At 32.4% G+C, this 19,861-nt stretch carries 18 protein-coding genes; 13 read left to right on the top strand and 5 right to left on the bottom strand.

The features are described from left to right. Window positions 1–7: 7 nt before the first annotated feature. The 3 genes from GCL57_RS00955 to GCL57_RS00945 all read left to right on the top strand — a co-directional run bounded on the left by GCL57_RS00955 (window position 8) and on the right by GCL57_RS00945 (window position 2,396). Window positions 8–1,279, top strand: a complete 1,272-nt coding sequence (locus GCL57_RS00955; RefSeq protein WP_152211384.1) for a gluzincin family metallopeptidase — start codon at window positions 8–10, stop codon at window positions 1,277–1,279. Further along, window positions 1,273–1,863: a hypothetical protein gene (locus tag GCL57_RS00950; RefSeq protein ID WP_161597529.1), complete on the top strand. Its 591-nt coding sequence runs from the start codon at window positions 1,273–1,275 to the stop codon at window positions 1,861–1,863. The genes GCL57_RS00955 and GCL57_RS00950 overlap by 7 nt, the downstream gene beginning before the upstream one ends. A 170-nt stretch (window positions 1,864–2,033) precedes the next feature. Beyond that, window positions 2,034–2,396, top strand: a complete 363-nt coding sequence (locus tag GCL57_RS00945) for an RNA recognition motif domain-containing protein (protein WP_211363199.1) — start codon at window positions 2,034–2,036, stop codon at window positions 2,394–2,396. Between the two features lie 92 nt (window positions 2,397–2,488). Here the strand turns inward: GCL57_RS00945 and GCL57_RS00940 are convergent, their stop codons facing one another. Beyond that, a complete protein-coding gene (locus GCL57_RS00940) occupies window positions 2,489–2,989 on the bottom strand; it encodes a hypothetical protein (protein WP_152211382.1) in 501 nt (166 codons plus the stop codon). 53 nt (window positions 2,990–3,042) lie between these two features. Between GCL57_RS00940 and tmk the strand changes: the two genes are divergently transcribed. From tmk to GCL57_RS00895, 9 genes are all read left to right on the top strand, one after another. After that, a complete protein-coding gene (gene tmk / locus GCL57_RS00935; protein WP_152211381.1) occupies window positions 3,043–3,759 on the top strand; it encodes a dTMP kinase in 717 nt (238 codons plus the stop codon). Next, window positions 3,756–4,598 carry a hypothetical protein gene (locus GCL57_RS00930; RefSeq protein WP_152211380.1) on the top strand — a complete coding sequence of 281 codons (843 nt, stop codon included), beginning with the start codon at window positions 3,756–3,758 and terminating at the stop codon, window positions 4,596–4,598. The genes tmk and GCL57_RS00930 overlap by 4 nt, the downstream gene beginning before the upstream one ends. Before the next feature lie 61 nt (window positions 4,599–4,659). After that, the gene (gene glgP / locus GCL57_RS00925) at window positions 4,660–7,131 is read left to right on the top strand and encodes an alpha-glucan family phosphorylase (RefSeq protein WP_161597528.1); all 2,472 of its coding nucleotides are present in this window, start codon (window positions 4,660–4,662) and stop codon (window positions 7,129–7,131) included. A gap of 50 nt (window positions 7,132–7,181) precedes the next feature. Beyond that, a complete protein-coding gene (locus GCL57_RS00920; protein WP_152211378.1) occupies window positions 7,182–8,591 on the top strand; it encodes a glycosyltransferase family 4 protein in 1,410 nt (469 codons plus the stop codon). Window positions 8,592–8,604: 13 nt separating this feature from the next. Continuing rightward, window positions 8,605–9,936, top strand: coding sequence for a glycoside hydrolase family 57 protein (locus GCL57_RS00915; protein WP_161597527.1), 1,332 nt, complete (start codon window positions 8,605–8,607; stop codon window positions 9,934–9,936). Next, complete coding sequence (locus GCL57_RS00910; RefSeq protein WP_152211376.1) at window positions 9,864–11,738, top strand: glycoside hydrolase family 15 protein; 1,875 nt, start codon at window positions 9,864–9,866, stop codon at window positions 11,736–11,738. Before GCL57_RS00915 ends, GCL57_RS00910 begins: the two co-directional genes overlap by 73 nt. A gap of 191 nt (window positions 11,739–11,929) precedes the next feature. Continuing rightward, window positions 11,930–12,298: a group I truncated hemoglobin gene (locus GCL57_RS00905; protein ID WP_152211375.1), complete on the top strand. Its 369-nt coding sequence runs from the start codon at window positions 11,930–11,932 to the stop codon at window positions 12,296–12,298. Between the two features lie 64 nt (window positions 12,299–12,362). Further along, entirely contained in the window at window positions 12,363–13,343 is a 981-nt protein-coding gene (locus GCL57_RS00900) for an FAD-binding oxidoreductase (RefSeq protein WP_152211374.1), read from the top strand. 124 nt (window positions 13,344–13,467) lie between these two features. Next, window positions 13,468–14,700 (top strand): GAF domain-containing sensor histidine kinase, encoded by a 1,233-nt coding sequence (locus GCL57_RS00895; protein ID WP_152211373.1) that lies wholly within the window; start codon window positions 13,468–13,470, stop codon window positions 14,698–14,700. A gap of 16 nt (window positions 14,701–14,716) precedes the next feature. Here the strand turns inward: GCL57_RS00895 and GCL57_RS00890 are convergent, their stop codons facing one another. The 4 genes from GCL57_RS00890 to GCL57_RS00875 form a co-directional block, all read right to left on the bottom strand. Then, a complete protein-coding gene (locus tag GCL57_RS00890; protein WP_152211372.1) occupies window positions 14,717–15,115 on the bottom strand; it encodes a hypothetical protein in 399 nt (132 codons plus the stop codon). A 35-nt stretch (window positions 15,116–15,150) separates the two neighbouring features. Then, entirely contained in the window at window positions 15,151–16,260 is a 1,110-nt protein-coding gene (locus GCL57_RS00885) for an NAD(P)-dependent oxidoreductase (RefSeq protein WP_152211371.1), read from the bottom strand. 100 nt (window positions 16,261–16,360) lie between these two features. Next, window positions 16,361–17,962, bottom strand: a complete 1,602-nt coding sequence (locus GCL57_RS00880; RefSeq protein WP_161597526.1) for a chitinase — start codon at window positions 17,960–17,962, stop codon at window positions 16,361–16,363. 30 nt (window positions 17,963–17,992) lie between these two features. After that, entirely contained in the window at window positions 17,993–18,631 is a 639-nt protein-coding gene (locus GCL57_RS00875; RefSeq protein WP_152211369.1) for a lytic polysaccharide monooxygenase auxiliary activity family 9 protein, read from the bottom strand. A gap of 409 nt (window positions 18,632–19,040) precedes the next feature. Here GCL57_RS00875 and GCL57_RS00870 point away from each other — a divergent pair, with 409 nt between their 5' ends. Next, entirely contained in the window at window positions 19,041–19,787 is a 747-nt protein-coding gene (locus GCL57_RS00870; RefSeq protein ID WP_152211368.1) for a substrate-binding periplasmic protein, read from the top strand. Window positions 19,788–19,861: the final 74 nt, after the last annotated feature.

Genomic DNA, 19,861 nt, shown 5'->3' with positions numbered 1-19,861 from the left:
TTTTCATTTGAAAAAAAATTCAAAAAATATCAGCTTAATTCTATTTAACTTTATTTTATTATCTGCATGTACTCAAAAAAATAATATTCCAGGTCCACCTTTTAAAGCAAAAGTTATTCAATTAAATTTATTAAATGCATCACAACAAAGATCTGAAAATCCCACCTATATATTCGATATAGCAACTTATTCTACATTAACAGATATAAATAAATTAGATGGAAATTATTTTCAAATGATTTTGGGTGGAGAACTTGTTGTTAAAAATATATCAGGATCAATCATAACAGCCAAAAGTTTTTCTGGAGGAAATGCTCCTTTGCTCAGATACAAGGTTAAAAATGGGGCTGCGATTCCAAAAGATTATTTAACGGCTGCCATGCTTTCTTCTTATTATCAATTTGATTATTTAACAAATAACATTCAAACTATGACGGGTATTTCTTTAAGCTCAATAAATGCAAAATATGGAAAAATTAAAATTCTTTTTGAACCCAAAATTACAATTGAAAGCGATGGTTCAAATGCGGAAGTATCTGGAAAAACGAATGCTGCCTATATGCCCACTGCTCATCAATTTTTAATATACCAGCGATCCGCAATTGAAAAAATTCCTTTATCCTCTAATTTACAGGTCATTGCCCATGAATTTGGCCACGCAATTTGGGAATATTCCTTTGACAATGGTCTATCACAAGAATGCGATCGTATATCAAATGAATATGCCATTCGTGGTTTAAATGAAGGTTTTGCAGATATGTTAAGTTATACTCAGACAGGAAGTACAAATATTCTAAAGAATAGTTTAGATTTCAATAATATTGCAGAACAAAGAAATTTTTCAAGCATTAATTTTACTTATGATGATATTTACAATTCAAATACAGATACTCAAAATAATATTTGCACTGGAAGTTTTTATTGCATTGGAACACTTTTTGCAAAATCATTGTTTAATGCTCAAATTAATGTAAGTACTGATCAAACATCATTAACAGGCAGAAGTGCATTTATGACAAATATCGTATCAGCTTTATCCACGACAAAAGCAAATATGACTCAACTTCCAACCTTATTAAATGGATCAGACATTTGCAAAGTTATCAGTAATTCGAGTCAAAGCAATTATAATGGACTTATCTTGAGTTCTTTTTTTCAATCTTTTCTGTCACAGACAGCAATATCTTCAAATGCGGCATTACAAACAGCAATTTGTAATAATTTGAAAGCAAATTTTGGGGGCGTTGGCTTTATCTCTTCTGCACACGTTGGATGTTAACTTCAATGAAAATTATTAAATTTTTCCTTTTCATTTTATTATTAATATCCAATTCGAGCGCTTTTAGTCAATCCAATCGTTTTCAAATGGCCGTTGGAGGAGGTGTGAGTTTTTACCCTATACGAGATTTTGGAGAAAATTACTTTACACAAGTTGCTCCTGAAATCGTTATTTACGGTTATATTCCATTATTTCAAAGACTTTGGTTGCGTCCTGGGCTGCGGGCAAATTACTCATGGTTGCAACCCGAAATGCCACAAGCCATTCGAGTTGAGGAAAACGACCTAAAGTACGATATAGAAATAGGGTTGGTGGTCGATTGGATCATCCTCCCGAGTATAAGTTTTGGAATTGGAGGCATCTATCGACAAATCAGCTTAAAGACCCAATATCCTTTGGTTGTTCCAGTAGATGATGTCTCAGGAACTGATAACATACCGATGTTTCAGACACAATTAGGAATTGGTTTTCCCATTGCCAGTGGAATTGTTGTCATTGAACCTTATGGACGTTATGTGATTCTTGAGAATGACAAGCGATTTGCTTGGGGATATGGGCTAGAAGTGACCATGCAAATTTTTTAATATATAAATATTATTGAGTTTTTTTCTTGACGTTATTTTTCTCTTGCAAGTAGAGGCGTTCCATGAAACACTGGGAACCGAGAATACTCCGTGAGTCATGAAAAGTTTTCAGAGCCACCGTTTATCTCAAAGTTATTCTTGTTCGATACAACGCGTGGCATGGGGCTTTTGTGTTTGATCGGCATTTGTACAATTCAACTGGAGATCCTGTGGGTACCAAGTTATATGTAGGCAATTTGCCTTTTTCTGTAAGTGAGAATGATGTTGCTAGTCTTTTTGAAAAGGCTGGTAATGTGGCTTCCGTTCGTGCCGTTATGGATCGCGAAACAGGCCGTTTTAAAGGATTCTGTTTTGTTGAAATGGGAACAGAAGCTGAAGCACAACAAGCTATTTCTATGTTCAATGGTTCTGAGCTTAACGGCCGTCCAATGATCGTAAATGAAGCTCGTCCACCAGAACCACGCAATAACCGCGGCGGATTTGGCGGCGGACATCGTGGTGGCGATCGTGGTGGAAACCGCACTCGCTACTAAGATCAAGCTCAATTGATCCTTTTGCTAACGCGAAATATGAACGCTCTCATTCCTTTTTAAGGTTTGGGAGCGTTTTAATTTTATATAAAAATTTAACTCGCTTCTTTGTGATTATCTTCTGCTTCAGTTTCAAACCACTTTCTCCACTTTTCCACCGTCTTTATAAATTTCTTATCTTCCTGAACTTTTGCTAAATCCGCCAACCAACCGCCAATCATAGCATCTTCTTGATGAACCTTTGCTGACTTCTTCATGGGTCTGTAGTTAATTTTATAAAGACGAGTCGCGGGCATTTCACCTTCAAAAAAAGAAGCCAAAGCAAACTCAGGTGACACACCAATTTCTTTTGCCAACAACATAGAAATAGAACGTAAAAGCTCTGCTTTAGAATAGCTTTTTCCCATTTTTACAGTGAGTTCATGTAAAGAATAGACTACAGCTTCTGCCAAATTTTTTTCAATTTTTGCAGGATCATAGGCCATTACAACAGGCAAGGCATAGCTTAAAAAACCTCGCCACAATTCACGATCACGAGCATGGGAGGAGTCTGCATAAGCTGAGATGCTGAGCATATCCAGTTCAATTTTATCCATCCCCCCTCCTTATTTTCCAGAATTTTTCCTTCTTTCTATCGGAGTCCTGTTCTATGTTAATAGCCATGGGGAAAAGCCCCTCGGTAAAAACTGCATTTAACCAGGTAGAACAAATGGCATTTATAGTATTTGAAGGTGGCGAAGGTGTTGGCAAAAGCACTCAAATAGAACTTCTTTTCACATCTTTAAAACAGCAAGGAATAATTTGCACCCTCACCCGCGAACCAGGCGGTACCCCGTTTGCCGAGGACATCCGCTCCCTATTCAAACGAATGAGTGAACATGGCGACACGCCTCTCCCATTGACAGAGCTCCTGCTTATTACAGCCGCTCGCACTCAACACATTCAAAAAGTTATTAAACCTGAATTGGCAAAGGGTCATCACGTCATTTGCGATCGTTTTCTCGACAGCACTTACGTATACCAAAGTATTGTTGGCAAAGTAAATAAACAGGTTGTCGATACCATCTCGCAATTTGCGCTACAAAATATTATCCCCGACCTCACACTTGTATTTATTTCTGATACCAGCAAAGCTTTGGCACGAATAAAAAAAGAAAAATCACGCAAAGAAGACAGACTGGATTCATTTTCAAATGATATTCATGCACAAATAATGAATGGATATAGAGAAGTCTTAAATAATAATTTTACTTATCCAAATGGTGCAATACCTAAAAGAATATCAATCGATGCCAATGCATCGGTAGAAAATGTTTTTGAACAAGTTAAAACAGCTCTTTTTAACACGCTTGGCATTAAATTATGAAAACATTTAATGAGTTTATTCTGAATATAAAAAATAACAAACATCATGCTCTTTTGTTTGTTTCCCGGCAGTTTGAAAACAACGATTTTCCAGAAGAGCACTTTCGCACTCTTGTTAAAGAAACATGTGAAATTGAATTATTTAAAAGTGAAAATACATCTGCCTTTGAAATTGCTTCTTCACATCCTGATATTTTTATTGCTGACAGACAGCGTAAAATATTAAGAATTGAGGATCTCAGTAAAATAAAAGATCTATCGCTTTATCAACCCAATGAAGGCACACATAGATTTTTCTTTATTGAAAATTGCGAGCGAATGAATGCAAACTCCGCCAATGCTCTTTTAAAATCTTTAGAAGAGCCTCCAGCAAAATCCTTGTTCATTCTCACAACAAAAGACATTAACCTTGTTTTACCAACAATATCAAGTCGTTGTCAGAGAGTTTTTCTGCGTTTTGAAGATATAGAAAAGAAAAATATCATTTCTGAAATTTCAGTTGAGGATTACAATTCAATAAAGTTACAGATTAACCAGTTTAAAAATTCAATTCCGAATATTAATAATTTTTTATCCGAAAAAATTATTAAAAAAATAAATCCATTCAAATTAAAAAGTATTATTGAATTATCAGAAAAACTTTCAAAAGAATATAAAGCAAACACCTTACAAGATATAATTGTTTTTATAACAAATGAACGATTGAAAAAAGAGCCTGAATTTCTCTCAGTTTCAAAATTTATCCTTTCTCAGATTTCTCAGTGGAAGAACAATGAAAGTATGAATCCCTCAACTCAATTGTGGTTAATTCGCATTTTTTCAAGTTTTCAAGTAAATTAAGCTTGTTGATTTTCTCAGAAATAACAGTCAATATCCTCTGACAAAAATGAGGAGAACTCTTATGCGCACGATTCAACTTCATATCCGTTCATCGTTGCCAAGCAATTTTCATCCACTGTGGGATTTAGCTCGTAATGTTTGGTGGTCTTGGAATAGCAGTGCTATTAATTTATTTCGTCGCATCAATCCTCAAGAATATGAAGCAAGCGGCCCTTGTCCTTTAAAACTTTTAAACACACTCCCCTCTTCAACTTGGGAGAGCTTAAAAGAAGATAACGGATTTTTAGAACACCTCAATGAAGTTTACAAAGAATTTTTGGATTACCTCGAAACTGGAATTAATAAAGTAACAGAATATAAGAATACAAATACGATAGCTTATTTTTCAATGGAATTTGGTTTACATGAAAGCATTCCACTTTATTCAGGTGGTTTAGGTGTCCTTTCTGGAGATCATTTAAAAACAGCCAGCGATTTATCACTCCCCATGGTCGGAGTAGGACTATTTTATTCAGAAGGATATTTTAGACAAAGCTTAAATAAAGAGGGTTGGCAACTAGAAAATTATGACACAAATGATCCTTTTTATCTTCCTATGCAGTTATTAGTTGAATCTTCAAATAAACCCATACTCGTTGATGTAGAAATTGCTAGAACAAAAATATATTTTCAAATTTGGAAATTAAATGTTGGAAGAATTCCACTTTATTTAATGGATACAAATGTACCAGAAAATTCGCCAGAAAATAAATTAATCACTTCAAGACTCTATTCTGGTGGACAAGAGCTACGCATTCAACAGGAAATTATTTTAGGTATAGGGGGCACTAAAGCTCTCCAAAAAATACAAATTAATCCTGCTGTTTTTCATTTAAATGAAGGACATTCTGCATTTTTAACTTTAGAAAGAATTTCTCAGTTTATTAAAAAAGGGTTAAACTGGCAAGAAGCTTTGATCGCAATTAAAGGAACACAAGTTTTTACAGTACACACACCAGTCCCCGCAGGTAATGACGCTTTTCCTGTACAAATGTTATCACATTATATGGGAGATCTTTATAAAAACTATGGAATTCCAGACAATGAATTTTACAATTTAGGTCGCTCACCAGAAAATCACTCTGAATTTTCTATGCCCATTTTTGCATTAAGGACAAGTGGACATAGAAATGGAGTCAGCCAACTTCACAAAAAAGTTTCAAAAAAAATCTGGAAACCTCTGTGGCCAAACCTTCTTGACAATGAAGTCCCCATTAATGGGATTACAAATGGAGTTCACACACGCACTTGGCTCTGCAATGAATTGGTCGAATTATTTGATTTTTATTTAGGAAAAGGTTGGGATGCAAAACTAAATGAAAGTCTCATCTGGAAAAGAGTTGAAAATATTCCAAATACAGAAATTTGGAATATGCATATGACTCGAAAAAGTCGATTGCTTTCTTCAATTTCAAAATCAAATTTGGATCCTGAATATTTAACAATTGGTTTTGCAAGAAGATTTGCAAGCTATAAAAGGGGTAATCTCATCTTTCGAGACATAGAGCGACTTAAAAAACTCATGCAAAACAAAGATAGACCTATTCAACTTATTATTTCTGGAAAATCACACCCTGCAGATAATTTAGGTAAGGAAATAATTCAGTCTGTTGTTCAATCAATTCAAAAAGAAAATTTAAATTCAAATATTCTTTTCCTAGAAAATTATGACATGCAAATTGCGCATAAACTGGTTAGAGGAATTGATGTTTGGCTAAACACACCTATCCGTCCATTAGAAGCCTCGGCGACAAGTGGTATGAAAGTTGCCATGAATGGAGGTCTAAACTTTTCAATTCTGGATGGCTGGTGGGACGAAGCATATCAACCCGACTTAGGTTGGTCAATTGGTTCCCGTGAGATGATTGCCAATGAAAAATTGAGAGACGATCGTGACAGTCAAAGTCTGTATGACACACTGGAATATGAAATAATACCACTCTATTACAGTAATAAGGTTCCAAATGAATGGATTGAGAAAATGAAAAAATCAATTTCAATTCTGACGCCACGCTTCAGTGCAAATCGAATGCTAATGGATTATATTAATAAATCTTATTTACCAGCAGCAAAGTTCCATGAAAAATGGTCTATACATTCATCAGAACAAATTGAAGAGTTAAAAAATCATATAAACAATGTACAAAAATTAAGGGAACAGTGGAATCAAATTGAAGTAACACGAGCTGAATTGAAACCAGCCGACACTGTAAGTGTCGGAGAGACTGTTACTTTACAGGTTGAAATTCTTTCACCTTTCCCTGAAGAGTGGATCGAAGTCAATCTTGTTTTAGCAAATACAGAAAATAATAATTCATATATTATGAACAAAGATATTATTATGCCGTGCGTTGAAAAAGAATCAGGAAAAAAATATATTTATGTTTCTGAGCTAGAAACGACTAACCCAGAAATTCGCACATATACCATTCGTGTCTGTCCAAACCCAAGTCTTTTTCCAGAACATCTTGATTTAAATTTAGTAGCACGATAACAGTATTTTGAAAGTACAAAAATATTTATTGTATTGAGAATGGTGGAATTATGAAGATACTAATGTTAGGTTGGGAGTATCCTCCAATGATTTCTGGCGGTCTTGCCACCGCTACAGAAGGACTTATCAATGGACTCATCGCTTTGGGACATAAAGTTACCCTTATTTTACCTTACTTTCCTTTTCAAGTTAAAATTCCTGGGCTCAAAATAGTCAGTCCTGAAAACCCATTTCTATTAGATGAAGAGTTCGATATTTTAAATCAATTTCACAATTCTTACACAAATGAAAAACAAAAAAATGTACTTGAAATTATTTCTCAAACTTATCAAGAGATTGAAAATATAATTCAAAATAAAGGTAAAAAAAATAATATATCACATTATAATTATACTCATATTGAAAATGAGTTAAGCCAAGATGAAAGAAAAAACTTAGAATATAATTTAAAAAATCATCATAAACTCATTAATGAAAATATTAAATATAAGCATTTAAAAATAAATTTAAAACCATTTTCTTTTTCTATAACGAATGAGATTAATGAAAAAATTTATGCACTCGGTCTACTTGCTCTTGATCTTCTTGAAAAGGACCCGACCTACAATATAATTCATGCACATGATTGGATGAGCTTTACCGCAGTTGAAATGCTCCATCAAAAATTTGAAATACCTATCGTTGCTCATATCCATTCCACAGAAATTGATCGTTCAGGAGATATTCATAATAATCAAAAAATTCTAGCCATCGAAAAAAAAGGACTCGAAGCTGCAGATATGATTATTGCCGTCTCACAATATACAAAAAATGTAATTATTGAAAAATTTGGTATTATAAATAATAAAATAAAAGTTGTTTATAATGCTAATAATGATCAACACAATGTGAGTAAAAGAATCTCATCAAATGTAGAACAAAAAAATTCGGAACCTCATGTTGTTACATTTGTAGGTCGAATCACTTTTCAAAAAGGGCCATCCTATTTTGTTTTTGCTGCTGAGAAAGTTCTAAAAATAAACCCAAATGTTATTTTTAAAGTCGTTGGCACGGGAGATCTCTTGCCTGCAATGAAACAACTTATTTGGGAGCTAGGGATTCATAAAAATTTTATATTTGAAGGTTTTTTAAATGCACAAGGCGTACAGGATGTTTTAAATAGTTCCAGTATTTTTGTTATGCCCAGTGTTTCAGAACCTTTTGGCATTGTTGCCTTAGAGGCTATTGCAAAAAATATTCCTGTCATTATTTCAAAGCAATCTGGAGTATCAGAAGTGTTAAATCATGCCATGAAAGTTGATTTTTGGGATACAGACCTTATGGCTGATAGAATTTTAAGCATTTTAAAATATACTCCGATCCGCAATGAACTGATCGAAAATTCTTTAAAAGATTTATCAAATAGAACTTGGAAGCATTCGGCACAGACTCTTGTAAATGCATACAGTGATTTTAATTGAAAGGAATAAAAATATGGTTGCTTTGTGTTTTTATTTTGAAGTTCATCAGCCTTTTCGCATAAATCATTATCGCATTAAAGAAATTGGTGCACACAAAACATACTTTAATGAAGAGTCTAATCAAAATATTTTTGAAAAAGTTGCAAAAAAATGCTACTGGCCAGCTGGTTTACTCATTGCTTCGCTTTTAAAACGCTACCCTAAAAGTTTTAAAGTAACATTTTCAATGTCAGGTACATTTCTTGAGCAATGCGAAACATACGATCCAAAACTTCTCGAATTGTATCAAGATATTTTATCTCTCTCTAATGCAGAAATTATATGTGAAACTTCGCACCATAGCCTTGCAGCTTTAATTGATGAAGAAGAATTCTATTCGCAAATTGAACTGCAGAGAAATAATATAAAAAGATTATTCAATCGTAAAGTAACAGCATTTCGCAATACAGAACTTATCTATTCAAATCATATTGGTAAACTTGTAGAAAAAGCTGGTTTTCAAACCTGTTTACTTGAAGGTTGGGATCCCTATATACCAAAGGGTTGGAATGCTCACCATATTTTTCACCACCCTGAATTACAAAATTTAAAACTATTACCAAAGAGCTATAAATTATCTGATGATTTAGCATTTCGTTTTTCAAACCAGTCTTGGGAATCTTGGCCTTTAACAACCGAGAAATATCACTCTTGGTTTGAAAAACTTCTTGATGGCAACCATGAATTTGTCGGCTTATTTATGGATTACGAAACGTTTGGGGAACACCAATGGGCAGATACGGGTATTTTTGAATTCCTAGACCGCTTTATAAGCAATATGACATATGACAAACGTTTTGAATTTTTAACAGTGTCAGAAGCGGCAAATAAGTTCACAGCCCGCGCTCCCATGGATGTAAATAGGCCTTTAAGTTGGGCTGATACAGAAAGAGATATTTCAGCGTGGCTTGGCAATCGAATTCAGGAAGATGCTTTTGAAAAAGTTTATCAGCTCAAAAAACAAATTCGTTACCTTAATGATGAAAGCCTTACCAAAGAATGGAGAAAATTGCTTACCAGTGACCATTTCTATTATATGTGTATCAAGTGGTCAAACGATGGTGATGTGCATAAGTACTTCAGTCCCTTTGACAGCCCCTACGAAGCATATCTCGACTATGTCAATATTTTAGAAGATTTTGAAATGAAGTGTGCCGAAAAAGTAAGACTCAAAGATCTTGCTCAAGGCACTATACAAGAGTTGGCACAGGGAAATCTCGGAGAGAATAAGGAATGCACGAAAACTATTCAAGCATCGTCGCCTCAGAAAAAATCCTCGCCTGCCTCGGTGAAGATGGGCAATTAAAAGGATTATTTTGGCCTTTTAAAGACAGTCACCATTCCCATCTTGAGTTTTCTATTTGTGGCTTAGCTATTGATGGCGAAAGTATTTGGCTCGATAAAAATCGTGATGACATGCAAATTTCCTTTTTCCATGCAGAAAATATTTTAGCCGTTCATTGGAAAGTTCAACATCCAAGATTTCAGAATATAGAAGTCATAAAAAAAGTCATTCCACAAGATTCTTCTCTCATCGAAAAATGGTCTCTCGACATTCCCATTGAATATGCCAACAAAAAAATTCAAATGTGGCTTCTTTCAAGTTGGAAAATACACAGTGAAAAAAGATTTCAATCTGTTTATTCTGAAACCGGTGAAGATATTATTTTTGCTTACAACGGAAATTTTTGGGTTGGAATTGCAGCTTGCAATGACTCACGTTATTCGCATTTTCAATATGTCAGGGCTATACAAAGTAACACAAACATAACAATGGGAGAAATTGTCGATACTTTTCTTAGAGAACCCAATCACTATCGCCGTATTGAAATGGGAAATGTATATGCTGCGGCTTGCACACAGCCTTTAGCACTCACACAAAGTAGAGACAACAATAATATATTTAACGGTGAAGTTACTATTTTGTACGAGTTTGGCTTTCATCAAGATGAATTGGAACAAAAAGTTTCACTTCATCTTGATAAAACTCCTATTCGAAATAATGTTATTGAAAAAATTAATAGAAATATAATCAATGAAAATATTTTAAAAATAAAAACAAATTTGAATATAAAAAAAGAGTACTTAAAAAATATTTCTTTATCCGTATTAAAATCCCTTATAGATGAAAATGGAGCACTTGTCGCAGCACCCGAATGTGATCCTGACTTTATAAGCAGCGGAGGATATGGATTCATATGGCCTCGTGATGCCGCATTCTGTGCTTTGAGCCTTATGAAATGCGGTTATATAAATGAGGCACGCCCCATTCTTCAATTTTTAAGTAAAGTTCAAAATTACAATGGTGACTATTTTCAGCGCTTCGATTCTCAAGGTAACAAGGCTCCCAGCTGGTGTGAATTACAGGCTGATCAATTGGGCCTTGTTATTGTATCTTTTATTGAATATTTAAATTACGAAAAGAATGAAAATTTTTCTCTGAGTATTAAAAAAGGAATTCAAAAACTTATTCATGATTTTTCTGAAAAAGGTTCTCTACAGAATAGCTTTGATCTCTGGGAAGAGTTTTATGGTTTGCATTTTTATGCACATATTTGTGCGCATGCTGCACTCACAAATTCTCTACCGCTCTTCCCAGAACTAGAAAGCGATATTAGAAATTCAATAAAAACATGTGAGAATTTTTGTTATAACCATTTATATGTGACTAAACAAAAGCGCTTTGCACGTGGTGTTGATCCGCATAGTAATCGTGATTTAAGAGCAGATATCTCTCTATTGTCTTGTATATTTCCATTCACGCAATTTCCAATTGAAGATTCACTTAAACTTTCAATATTTGAATTTTGTAGTGAAAAACTCACTACAAAAATGGGTGTATTACGTTATGAAAATGACATTTATAAAGGCGGCAACAGTTGGATTCTTGCAGGCTTTTGGCTTGCACAAGCGGCTTTAGAATTGTCTCATATAAAACCAGAGCTAAAAATCATAGCAAATAATTTATTTGAAAATACACTCAATCTTAGCAATGATGCTGGATTCTTTGCTGAACAAATTCATTCACAGACAGGCAAACCCCTTTGGGTTGTTCCGTTAGCATGGAGTCATGCTTTTTATTTATGGACTTACGAAAAATTTAAATAAATTATCTTTAATTAAGCTCTCCCTATTTGATTGTTTTCAATAACTCCTCTCTGATGGGAAAAATCACGATCCAATTATGCGAAAAAGACAACCAATCTTATACCTCTTAAAAATATTCAAGAGGACTTGACTGAAAAATTCATAACATGTATTAAAAATACATGTTATGAATTTTCTTTAGGAGAAAACAAATGGAGAACATATTCAAACAGATTGGCGAAGATGCGGCTGTGGATGCAGCCGTGACAATTTTTTATCGAAAAATATTAAAAGACAATCGAATAAAACACTTTTTTACTGATATCGATATGAAAATACAAATTGGAAAACAAAAAGCTTTTTTAACAATGTTATTTGGAGGTCCTAATCAATATACAGGTAAAGATCTTCGTTCAGGTCATGCACACCTTGTTAAAAGAGGTCTCAATGACGAACATTTCAATGCCGTAGTTGAGCATCTCTCTACGACACTTTCAGAGCTCAAAGTACCAGAAAGAATTATAGAACAGATCATTGGAACAGCATCAGCCGCAAGAGGAGACGTTTTAGGACGCACGTAAAATTTTAAAGAATCAATAAAATAAACTCTTCATTAAAAAGAAAATATCTATTAATAGGTTTTATATGCACTCTGTAGAATATCAAAATATAAAATATTTAGCACTCGAAAATGAAAGCGTTCTTGAAACACTCCTTCGCAATCAAATTGAAGTATCTTATTCTTGTCAAAGTGGAATTTGTCAATCCTGTATTTTGAGAATGTCAGAAGGAGAAATTCCTTCTGAAAGTCAAAAAGGACTCTCCACAACACATAAAGAAGAAAAAACAATTCTAGCTTGTGTTTGTAAACCTATAAATGATGTTAAAATTGAGCAGACCTCTGCACCAAGAAAAATCATAAATGCGAAGGTCATATTTAAAGAATTAGCTGCTGAAAATATAGTAATTTTAAAAATAAAGCCTGAAGAAAATTTTCAATATAAGCCTGGACAATTTATTCATCTCATAAATAATAATTTCTCAAGATGCTATTCTCTTGCAAGCCATCCTACATTTTCCAATGAACTTGAACTGCACATACGAATTGCTCCAAATGGACTTATGTCAAACTGGATTTTTAATGATTTAAAAATAAATGATACAATAAAAATAGCGGGACCACATGGTTACTGTTACTACTCAAATGAAAATAAAAATCAAAATATTCTTCTCATTGCTGTTGGGACAGGACTCGCACCTTTAAAGGGAATATTAAAGGATACTTTTTTTAATAATCACCAAAAAGAAATTCACTTAATACATGGAGCTATTAAAACATCTGGATTATATTTATTAGAAGAGCTATTTGATATATCTGCTCTAAATAAAAATTTTATATTTCATCCATGCGCTTTAAACAATGATGATAATCATAAACTCGTCCATAATACATCAATCGAAAAATATATTGAAGAAAAATTCCCAGATCTTTCTAACTGGACAGTATTTATTTGTGGAAATGAATCATTTGTAAAAGAAACTGAACAACAGGTCTTTCTACAAGGAGCCAATTTAAATAACATATATTCAGACGCTTTTGTGGATAGAAATCAATTTAAAAAATAGTTCATGCTCTTAGGGCATTATTTACCACTCAAAATCATAAAAAAGTATGTCAATTATTTGAAATATATTTTTATTTTATTCTATATAAATTAAACTTATAAATATATATAAAGGAAATTTTTTTATGGAAAATAATAATACTCAGTCTTTTGAAGAATTAAGATTACAAGAATTAAAAGACTACTTTATATTAGACACAAGCCCCGACGTCAACCTTGATAACTTAACAAAAATCGCCTCAAATATCTGTCAAACACCCATTGCTCTAGTCTCTTTAATTGATGAAAATAGACAATGGTTTAAAGCAAAAGTGGGTTTAGATATCCAAGAAACACCTCGCGATATTTCTTTTTGTACGCATGCAATACGTCAAAATGAAATTTTTATCGTAGAAAACCCAAGTGAAGATGAAAGATTTAAAAATAACCCCTTTGTAACGGGTGAACCTTTTGTACGCTTTTATGCTGGAATGCCTTTAAAATCACACAATGGATATAATATTGGAACCCTGTGCGTGATTGATTTTAAGCAAAACAGACTTGATGAGAATAAAATTGACCTCTTAAGAGCTCTTTCCAAGCAAGTTATTAATTATTTTGAAATTTATAAAAAAAATAGAGAACTTATTTTACTTAGAAAATCTATCGTTAATGATGAAAAACTAAAAATAATTGTTAATTTAAGTTCAGGTATATCACATGAAATAAATAATCCATTATCAATCATTTTAGGTCGCATTTATTTACTAGAAAATAAAATTAAAAATAAAAGCCATTTCGAACAAGAAGAAGCTTTAAAAGATTTAAACTCCATTTCTATTGCTAGCAAACGTATATCATACATTATAGAATCATTATGTAATTTTTCACTTATATCAGATAATGAATTATTTAAAATATGCTCATTATCTGATATACTAAATCAAGTTTTAATTCTATGCGAAGCAAAAATAATAAATAGCGGTATTTATTTTATGATTGAAGAAATTCCAAATGTTAAAATTAATTGTCGTCCAATTAACTTTTCACACGCAATTTTCAGTATTATTACAAACGCATATGAATCAGTGCATTTTGCAAAAGATAAATGGATAAATATAAAAATGTCATGCATTGAAAATGAAAACAGAAATAATCTTATTATTCGTATTATTGACAGTGGGAATGGAATTCAAAGTGATGTTTTAAATAATATATTAGATCCTAATTATACTAAAAAATTTACGTCTCCTTCAAAATCACTTAATCTAAACTTAGCAAGCGAAGTCATTTCAGACTGTGGTGGCAAACTTATGTTAGATGAATCAAACGAAAATAATTGTTTTATGATTCAGATGCCAGTTAGTTCAGAAGAATAATTTAAAACTATTTAACTTATTCACACCTTTTTCCACACTCTGCACAACAGTAACAACCAATGCGAAATATATTCTGACCTTTATAAGAGAAATTAAAGAAATTTTTTACTGTATAAAATGAATTTTCATTTTGCTTTTCAAGCATATCAGCAGTGCTTATCAAAGTCTCTTTTCGGATTGCCATAATATCAGTATCTTTATAGAGTTTTAAAATAAATCCTCCATTACGTTCAAAAATTAAATGCTTATTATCAGACATTTCAAGTTTAATTTCGGCAGCAGTCCATTTATACTTACGACTAAAACTCTTTCCACACTGAATTTCACATATGCTACATTTATTATTTTTTTCATTTGAAAAAGCATTTATATGAAAGAAGTTTAAAGTAACTATAAATAAGCATATCTTATACATTTTATAAACTCTTTCTGAAACATATTTTTAAAATATTATCTAATATCTGATTTAAAAAAATCTATTGCGTTTGAAGCTTTGTTTTCTTTCCAAGAAAATTCAGGTCTGAGATAGTTTTTTTCAAAAATATTTACTATCTGCTCATCAAGTTCTTTTGGAAAGGGATAATATCCAGAAAAAGGGAACATTTTATCTAATAATAAAAAGGCAGATAAATTTTGTGCATAAAATATTGGATCCACATATTCCATTATATAAGGATTTTCTAACATAAAATTAATAGGCTTTTTATTTGCTAAAACCCGCTCTTCAGGAAAAGAATCGCCAAATTCATCCGCACCACCCATATCAACTAAAAAAGCATCCGCAAAATCAAGCGGTGTGAGCTTATACTCTTTCGAGATTAAATTATTAATTCCAGTGGCACAAACCACACAAAAAGCTTTTTTAATTACAATTTTAACTTTACTAACATCTTTGCTATCAATAAAATTTGCTGAGTAATATCTTGCCAATTCCATAGCCATGGCTTTATTATCGATAATTGTTACCTTTGCATTCTGTTTAACTAAAGATTCAAGAATTCCAGATCCTACTTTTCCACACCCAAATAAAACAACTTGTTTGTTTTTAAGGCTCTCTCCCGTTAAATACTGAAAAGCCTGTAAAAATAATTCATTTGTGCCATATTTACATTCAATAACCTTTGTTTGCGTTTCATCTAAAGAAATAACAGGATAGTCTAAATGTAATTTCTTATATTTTTCACTACCTATTTGAGTTAATTCCACTGTACCTATTTTTGGCTCTCCCACTTGTACAAGCTCTGCATTAAAGTCAAGAAAAATATCAAATTCATCTTTTATATATGAAATTTCTCTCTGATATTTAATTGGACTTTTTATAATGAGAGCTTCAACTTCTGGATTATCCACTAAACTTGGGTAGCCTGTCATTGTTAAAGAAGCTCCCGCAAGAACAAGAGGTTCAACTTTACATAAACTTTCGTAAGTCAAAGGTGCGCAATGAAGAATACGTATTCCATTTAAAGGTTTTTTTTCATAAACTTCTTTAACATCCCTATATAAAAAATGCGTTCTTTTTCTTAATTCATTTAACTTAGGAGAGTGAAAAATATAATTCATGATTGCATGCCCTTATTCAAACTTTAGACTTTAAGTTAACAGGAAGATATACGAAGACAGCAAAGACATGCAAGTAAAAAATTTAAAATTAAAATGCTAATTATTGGCCCAAAAATTTTCTTGAGAAATCAAAAGTCTTTTGAGTTGGAATTCCACTACAAACGCCTGAAACATTTCCACTTTCGCAAGCCTGATCACGATTTACACTCCAAAATGAAAGCAAACCTATGCCTTTAGCTTGTGCATAATTGTAAACCTGTTCAGCATCTGCAAGTGTAAAAACTTCAGGTCTAACATCATTATAACCAATCATAGGAGTTAAACCAATTTTATTCCACAATTGCTTATCTGTTGCATTTGGATAAAGTGGTGTTATTTGTTTAAAGAGACTTTCTGCTGCCATAATTGCATTGTCTCCCATTCTATCTGCAGGAAAGCCGCCACCGTAATCCATTGTCATAATATTAATTCTATCTACATTAACCTTATTAAGATTCGAGTTTTTTAATAATTCAATACTATTATCAAGAACTCCTGTTGGCAAAACAGGAAGTGTATAAGAAATTTTTACGTCTGCATATTTCGAATCATTTTGTAAAATAGCAATTGCTTTATTTCTTAAATCAACTTGACTCATGATTGAAATTGCTGATCCTTCAATATCAAAATCAAGGTAACGAATATTATATTGATCAATAAATTTCTTATATGCTTTGGCAAGAGTGACTTCAAGATTTTCACCTGCAACTTTGCAACGTGATGCATCCATAAACTGCTCTTCAATATAAGGGCCATTTGCTCCCCCTAAAGAAGCAATTATTGTACCTCCACTGTTTTGAAAATCTTTTATTTGCTGTGCTAAGTTAGAATTATAATTTTGTGAGTAAAAATCTCCTCCACATTTACCATCACTTAATACAAAAGCCAGTGTTACATTATACATTCCCACAGGAACAAGATCGACTAATTTTGAAATAGGATACAACCATCCATTTGGTTTAGGCTGTGTTGGATCTGTCAAGGCACTCGTCTCTAAATATGGATAAAAAATCTTACTTGCAATAACTTCTTTTGCTGAAAAAGAAATTTCAACTGTTTTATTTTCTTCAACAGCTACAGGATTTTGGTTTGCATTGATGACAATTAATTTTCCATCATTTTTAATAGGAGCAACAGAAATTTCATATTTTCCAATCAATGATTTAGAAGTAATATCTGTTCCATTTATCTCTATATTTTGCTGATTATCTTCACTACTTAGTGTTGAAATAAAATGATATCCTGTTTTATTTGTAAAATGAAATGAACCATATTTTTTCACAGGAGGAGGTGGTGGAGTTGCTCCTGTGTATATTTCAATATGCTTTGCAGCAGTATCCCCCATATATGCAAGCATCATATTATCGCCAACATTTAAAACATGTTTTTCTCCTTGCACAGGTTTAAAAAGATATCCTTCAGGAATATTCGTAAATGTCATCCAACCCCCCGGAAAGCGCCCCCAAGGTTCTCCTGAATGATTTCCTTGAAAAGCAATCGTGCCACCACCTGAAAAATCAATGAAACATTTTGCAATAATAGATATTGAGGAGTTTGCTCCCCACTCATTTCCTGAAGTTGCTTTATAACATTCAGGAGGAACAACTTCTGAAGCAAATGCAGAAGCTGTGATAAAAAATGGAACGAGTTTAATTATATTCATATATAACTCCATTTCTTTTTTTCATTATTATTACTCTATATAAACATCTGAACAGGAATAAAATGCTTCAGGACTATCTGAACGCTGCCAAATATTATAAATGACATGCTTTCCTTTTTTATTTAATGGAAAATCGCATGCCATATTATATTTATCATTAGACAAAGTAACTTTGTTTATAGTACAAAATGGATTGTCTTCGAGATCAGACCATTTCAAAGGATGAGAATAATCATATGAATCTTTTGTAATATAAAATTTAAAATATTTAGTCGCATGCGGAACGGCGGCTAAGTATACAAAGTTAAATTTTCCTTTTGTTGACTTTATTATTGTCGTATTCCAATCAAAACGGTTAAGATCCAATGCAATAAACATTTCATTTCCACCGCCACATAAATGACCATCAGGTACAACCCTTTTATGATTTCCTGCTGCATTTAATTGATTGATTCCATTCCAGTTGTATAATGGATCGGTACTACTCGCATCTACAACGGCTTGGCAAGCTGCAGATTTTAAATCTTCTGGATCTTCTTTATAGCAGCTATAGACACGACTGATGGGAGTTTCTATAGTACCATGTGCATAAGAGTAAATTGGTAACAAAAAAATCCCGAGAGAAGTGTATCTATAAAAATCTACACTTATACCGAATATATTCGACATAATTCACCTCCTGATTTATTAAATTTTTAACACCAATCAACATCAACTAAAGCGTCTTATATAAGCACCTCCTATTTTTTTTTAATTATTTAAGAAAAAAATTACCAAAACATATATTATAATAATTTCTTATTATTTTTACACAAACAGAATTGTCTACTTTTTGACATATTTATTTGACTTTCATGTTAAAACCCATAAGAAACAGAATAAAAACAATACCATAAAATAATTAATGAAAATTTTAATAGATATTTATTACACATATACTTTTCTCTAATAAAAAAAGACCAATTAATAGATTTTTAGTATATTAGTTATTATGCCATTTTTTTGTTAGATACTTATTTTAAATTGTTAAATTGCTATTATAATTAGATAATACTAAAAATATAGTAAGGGGATTAAGATGCTTCAAGTAAAATTAAAAAATTATATAAGTTTTTTTATTGCACTCTTTTTTTTAATTTTACCTTACCAACTTTTTGCTGCAAATAAAATTATTGCAGTCACTGAACATTATCCCCCCTACAATATGATTGAAAATGAAAATATTGTTGGTGTTTCAGCAGATATTATGCGAGAATTATTTAAACGAGCTAAAATCGAATACACTCTGAATATTTATCCTTGGGCGCACTCATATAAACTCGCCCTTGAAGAGCCTAATACTGTTGTTTTTGCAACATCACGGACACCAGAAAGAGAAAAGTTGTTTAAATGGGTTGGTCCAATAGGAGAAAGCAATTGGGCTTTCTTTGCAAAAAAAGGCTCTAAAATTGTAATTAAATCATTAGAAGATGCTAAAAAATTTCGTGTAGGTGGTTATTATGGAGATGCAACATCTGAATACCTTATTAAGAATGGATTTATTAAAGATAAATCATTACTACTAGCTACAAATGAAGTGCAAAATGCATTTAAACTGGAAGCAGGACGTATTGATCTTTGGGCAACAGGTTCATTGCTTGCACCCTATATTAGTGAGTCAGAAAAAACAGGTAGTATCGTTGAACTCTTTACTATTAAAAAATCAGACCTGTACGCAGCATTTAACATAAAAACAGATGAGACCTTAATTAAAAAACTCAATGCTCTCCTTGTCCAAATGAACAAAGACAAAGTCATTGATAATATTAGTAAAAAGTATAAATAACTTTTATTTTAAAGTATTCTTTCACGCCAATAAACCTTGAATCACAAAGCAAATAAGGGTAAGTAACACAGGCT

It is taken from the genome of Fluviispira multicolorata (assembly GCF_009208585.1).
Lineage (GTDB): Bacteria > Bdellovibrionota_B > Oligoflexia > Silvanigrellales > Silvanigrellaceae > Silvanigrella > Silvanigrella multicolorata.
This window is presented reverse-complemented; position numbering and strand designations above follow the sequence as displayed.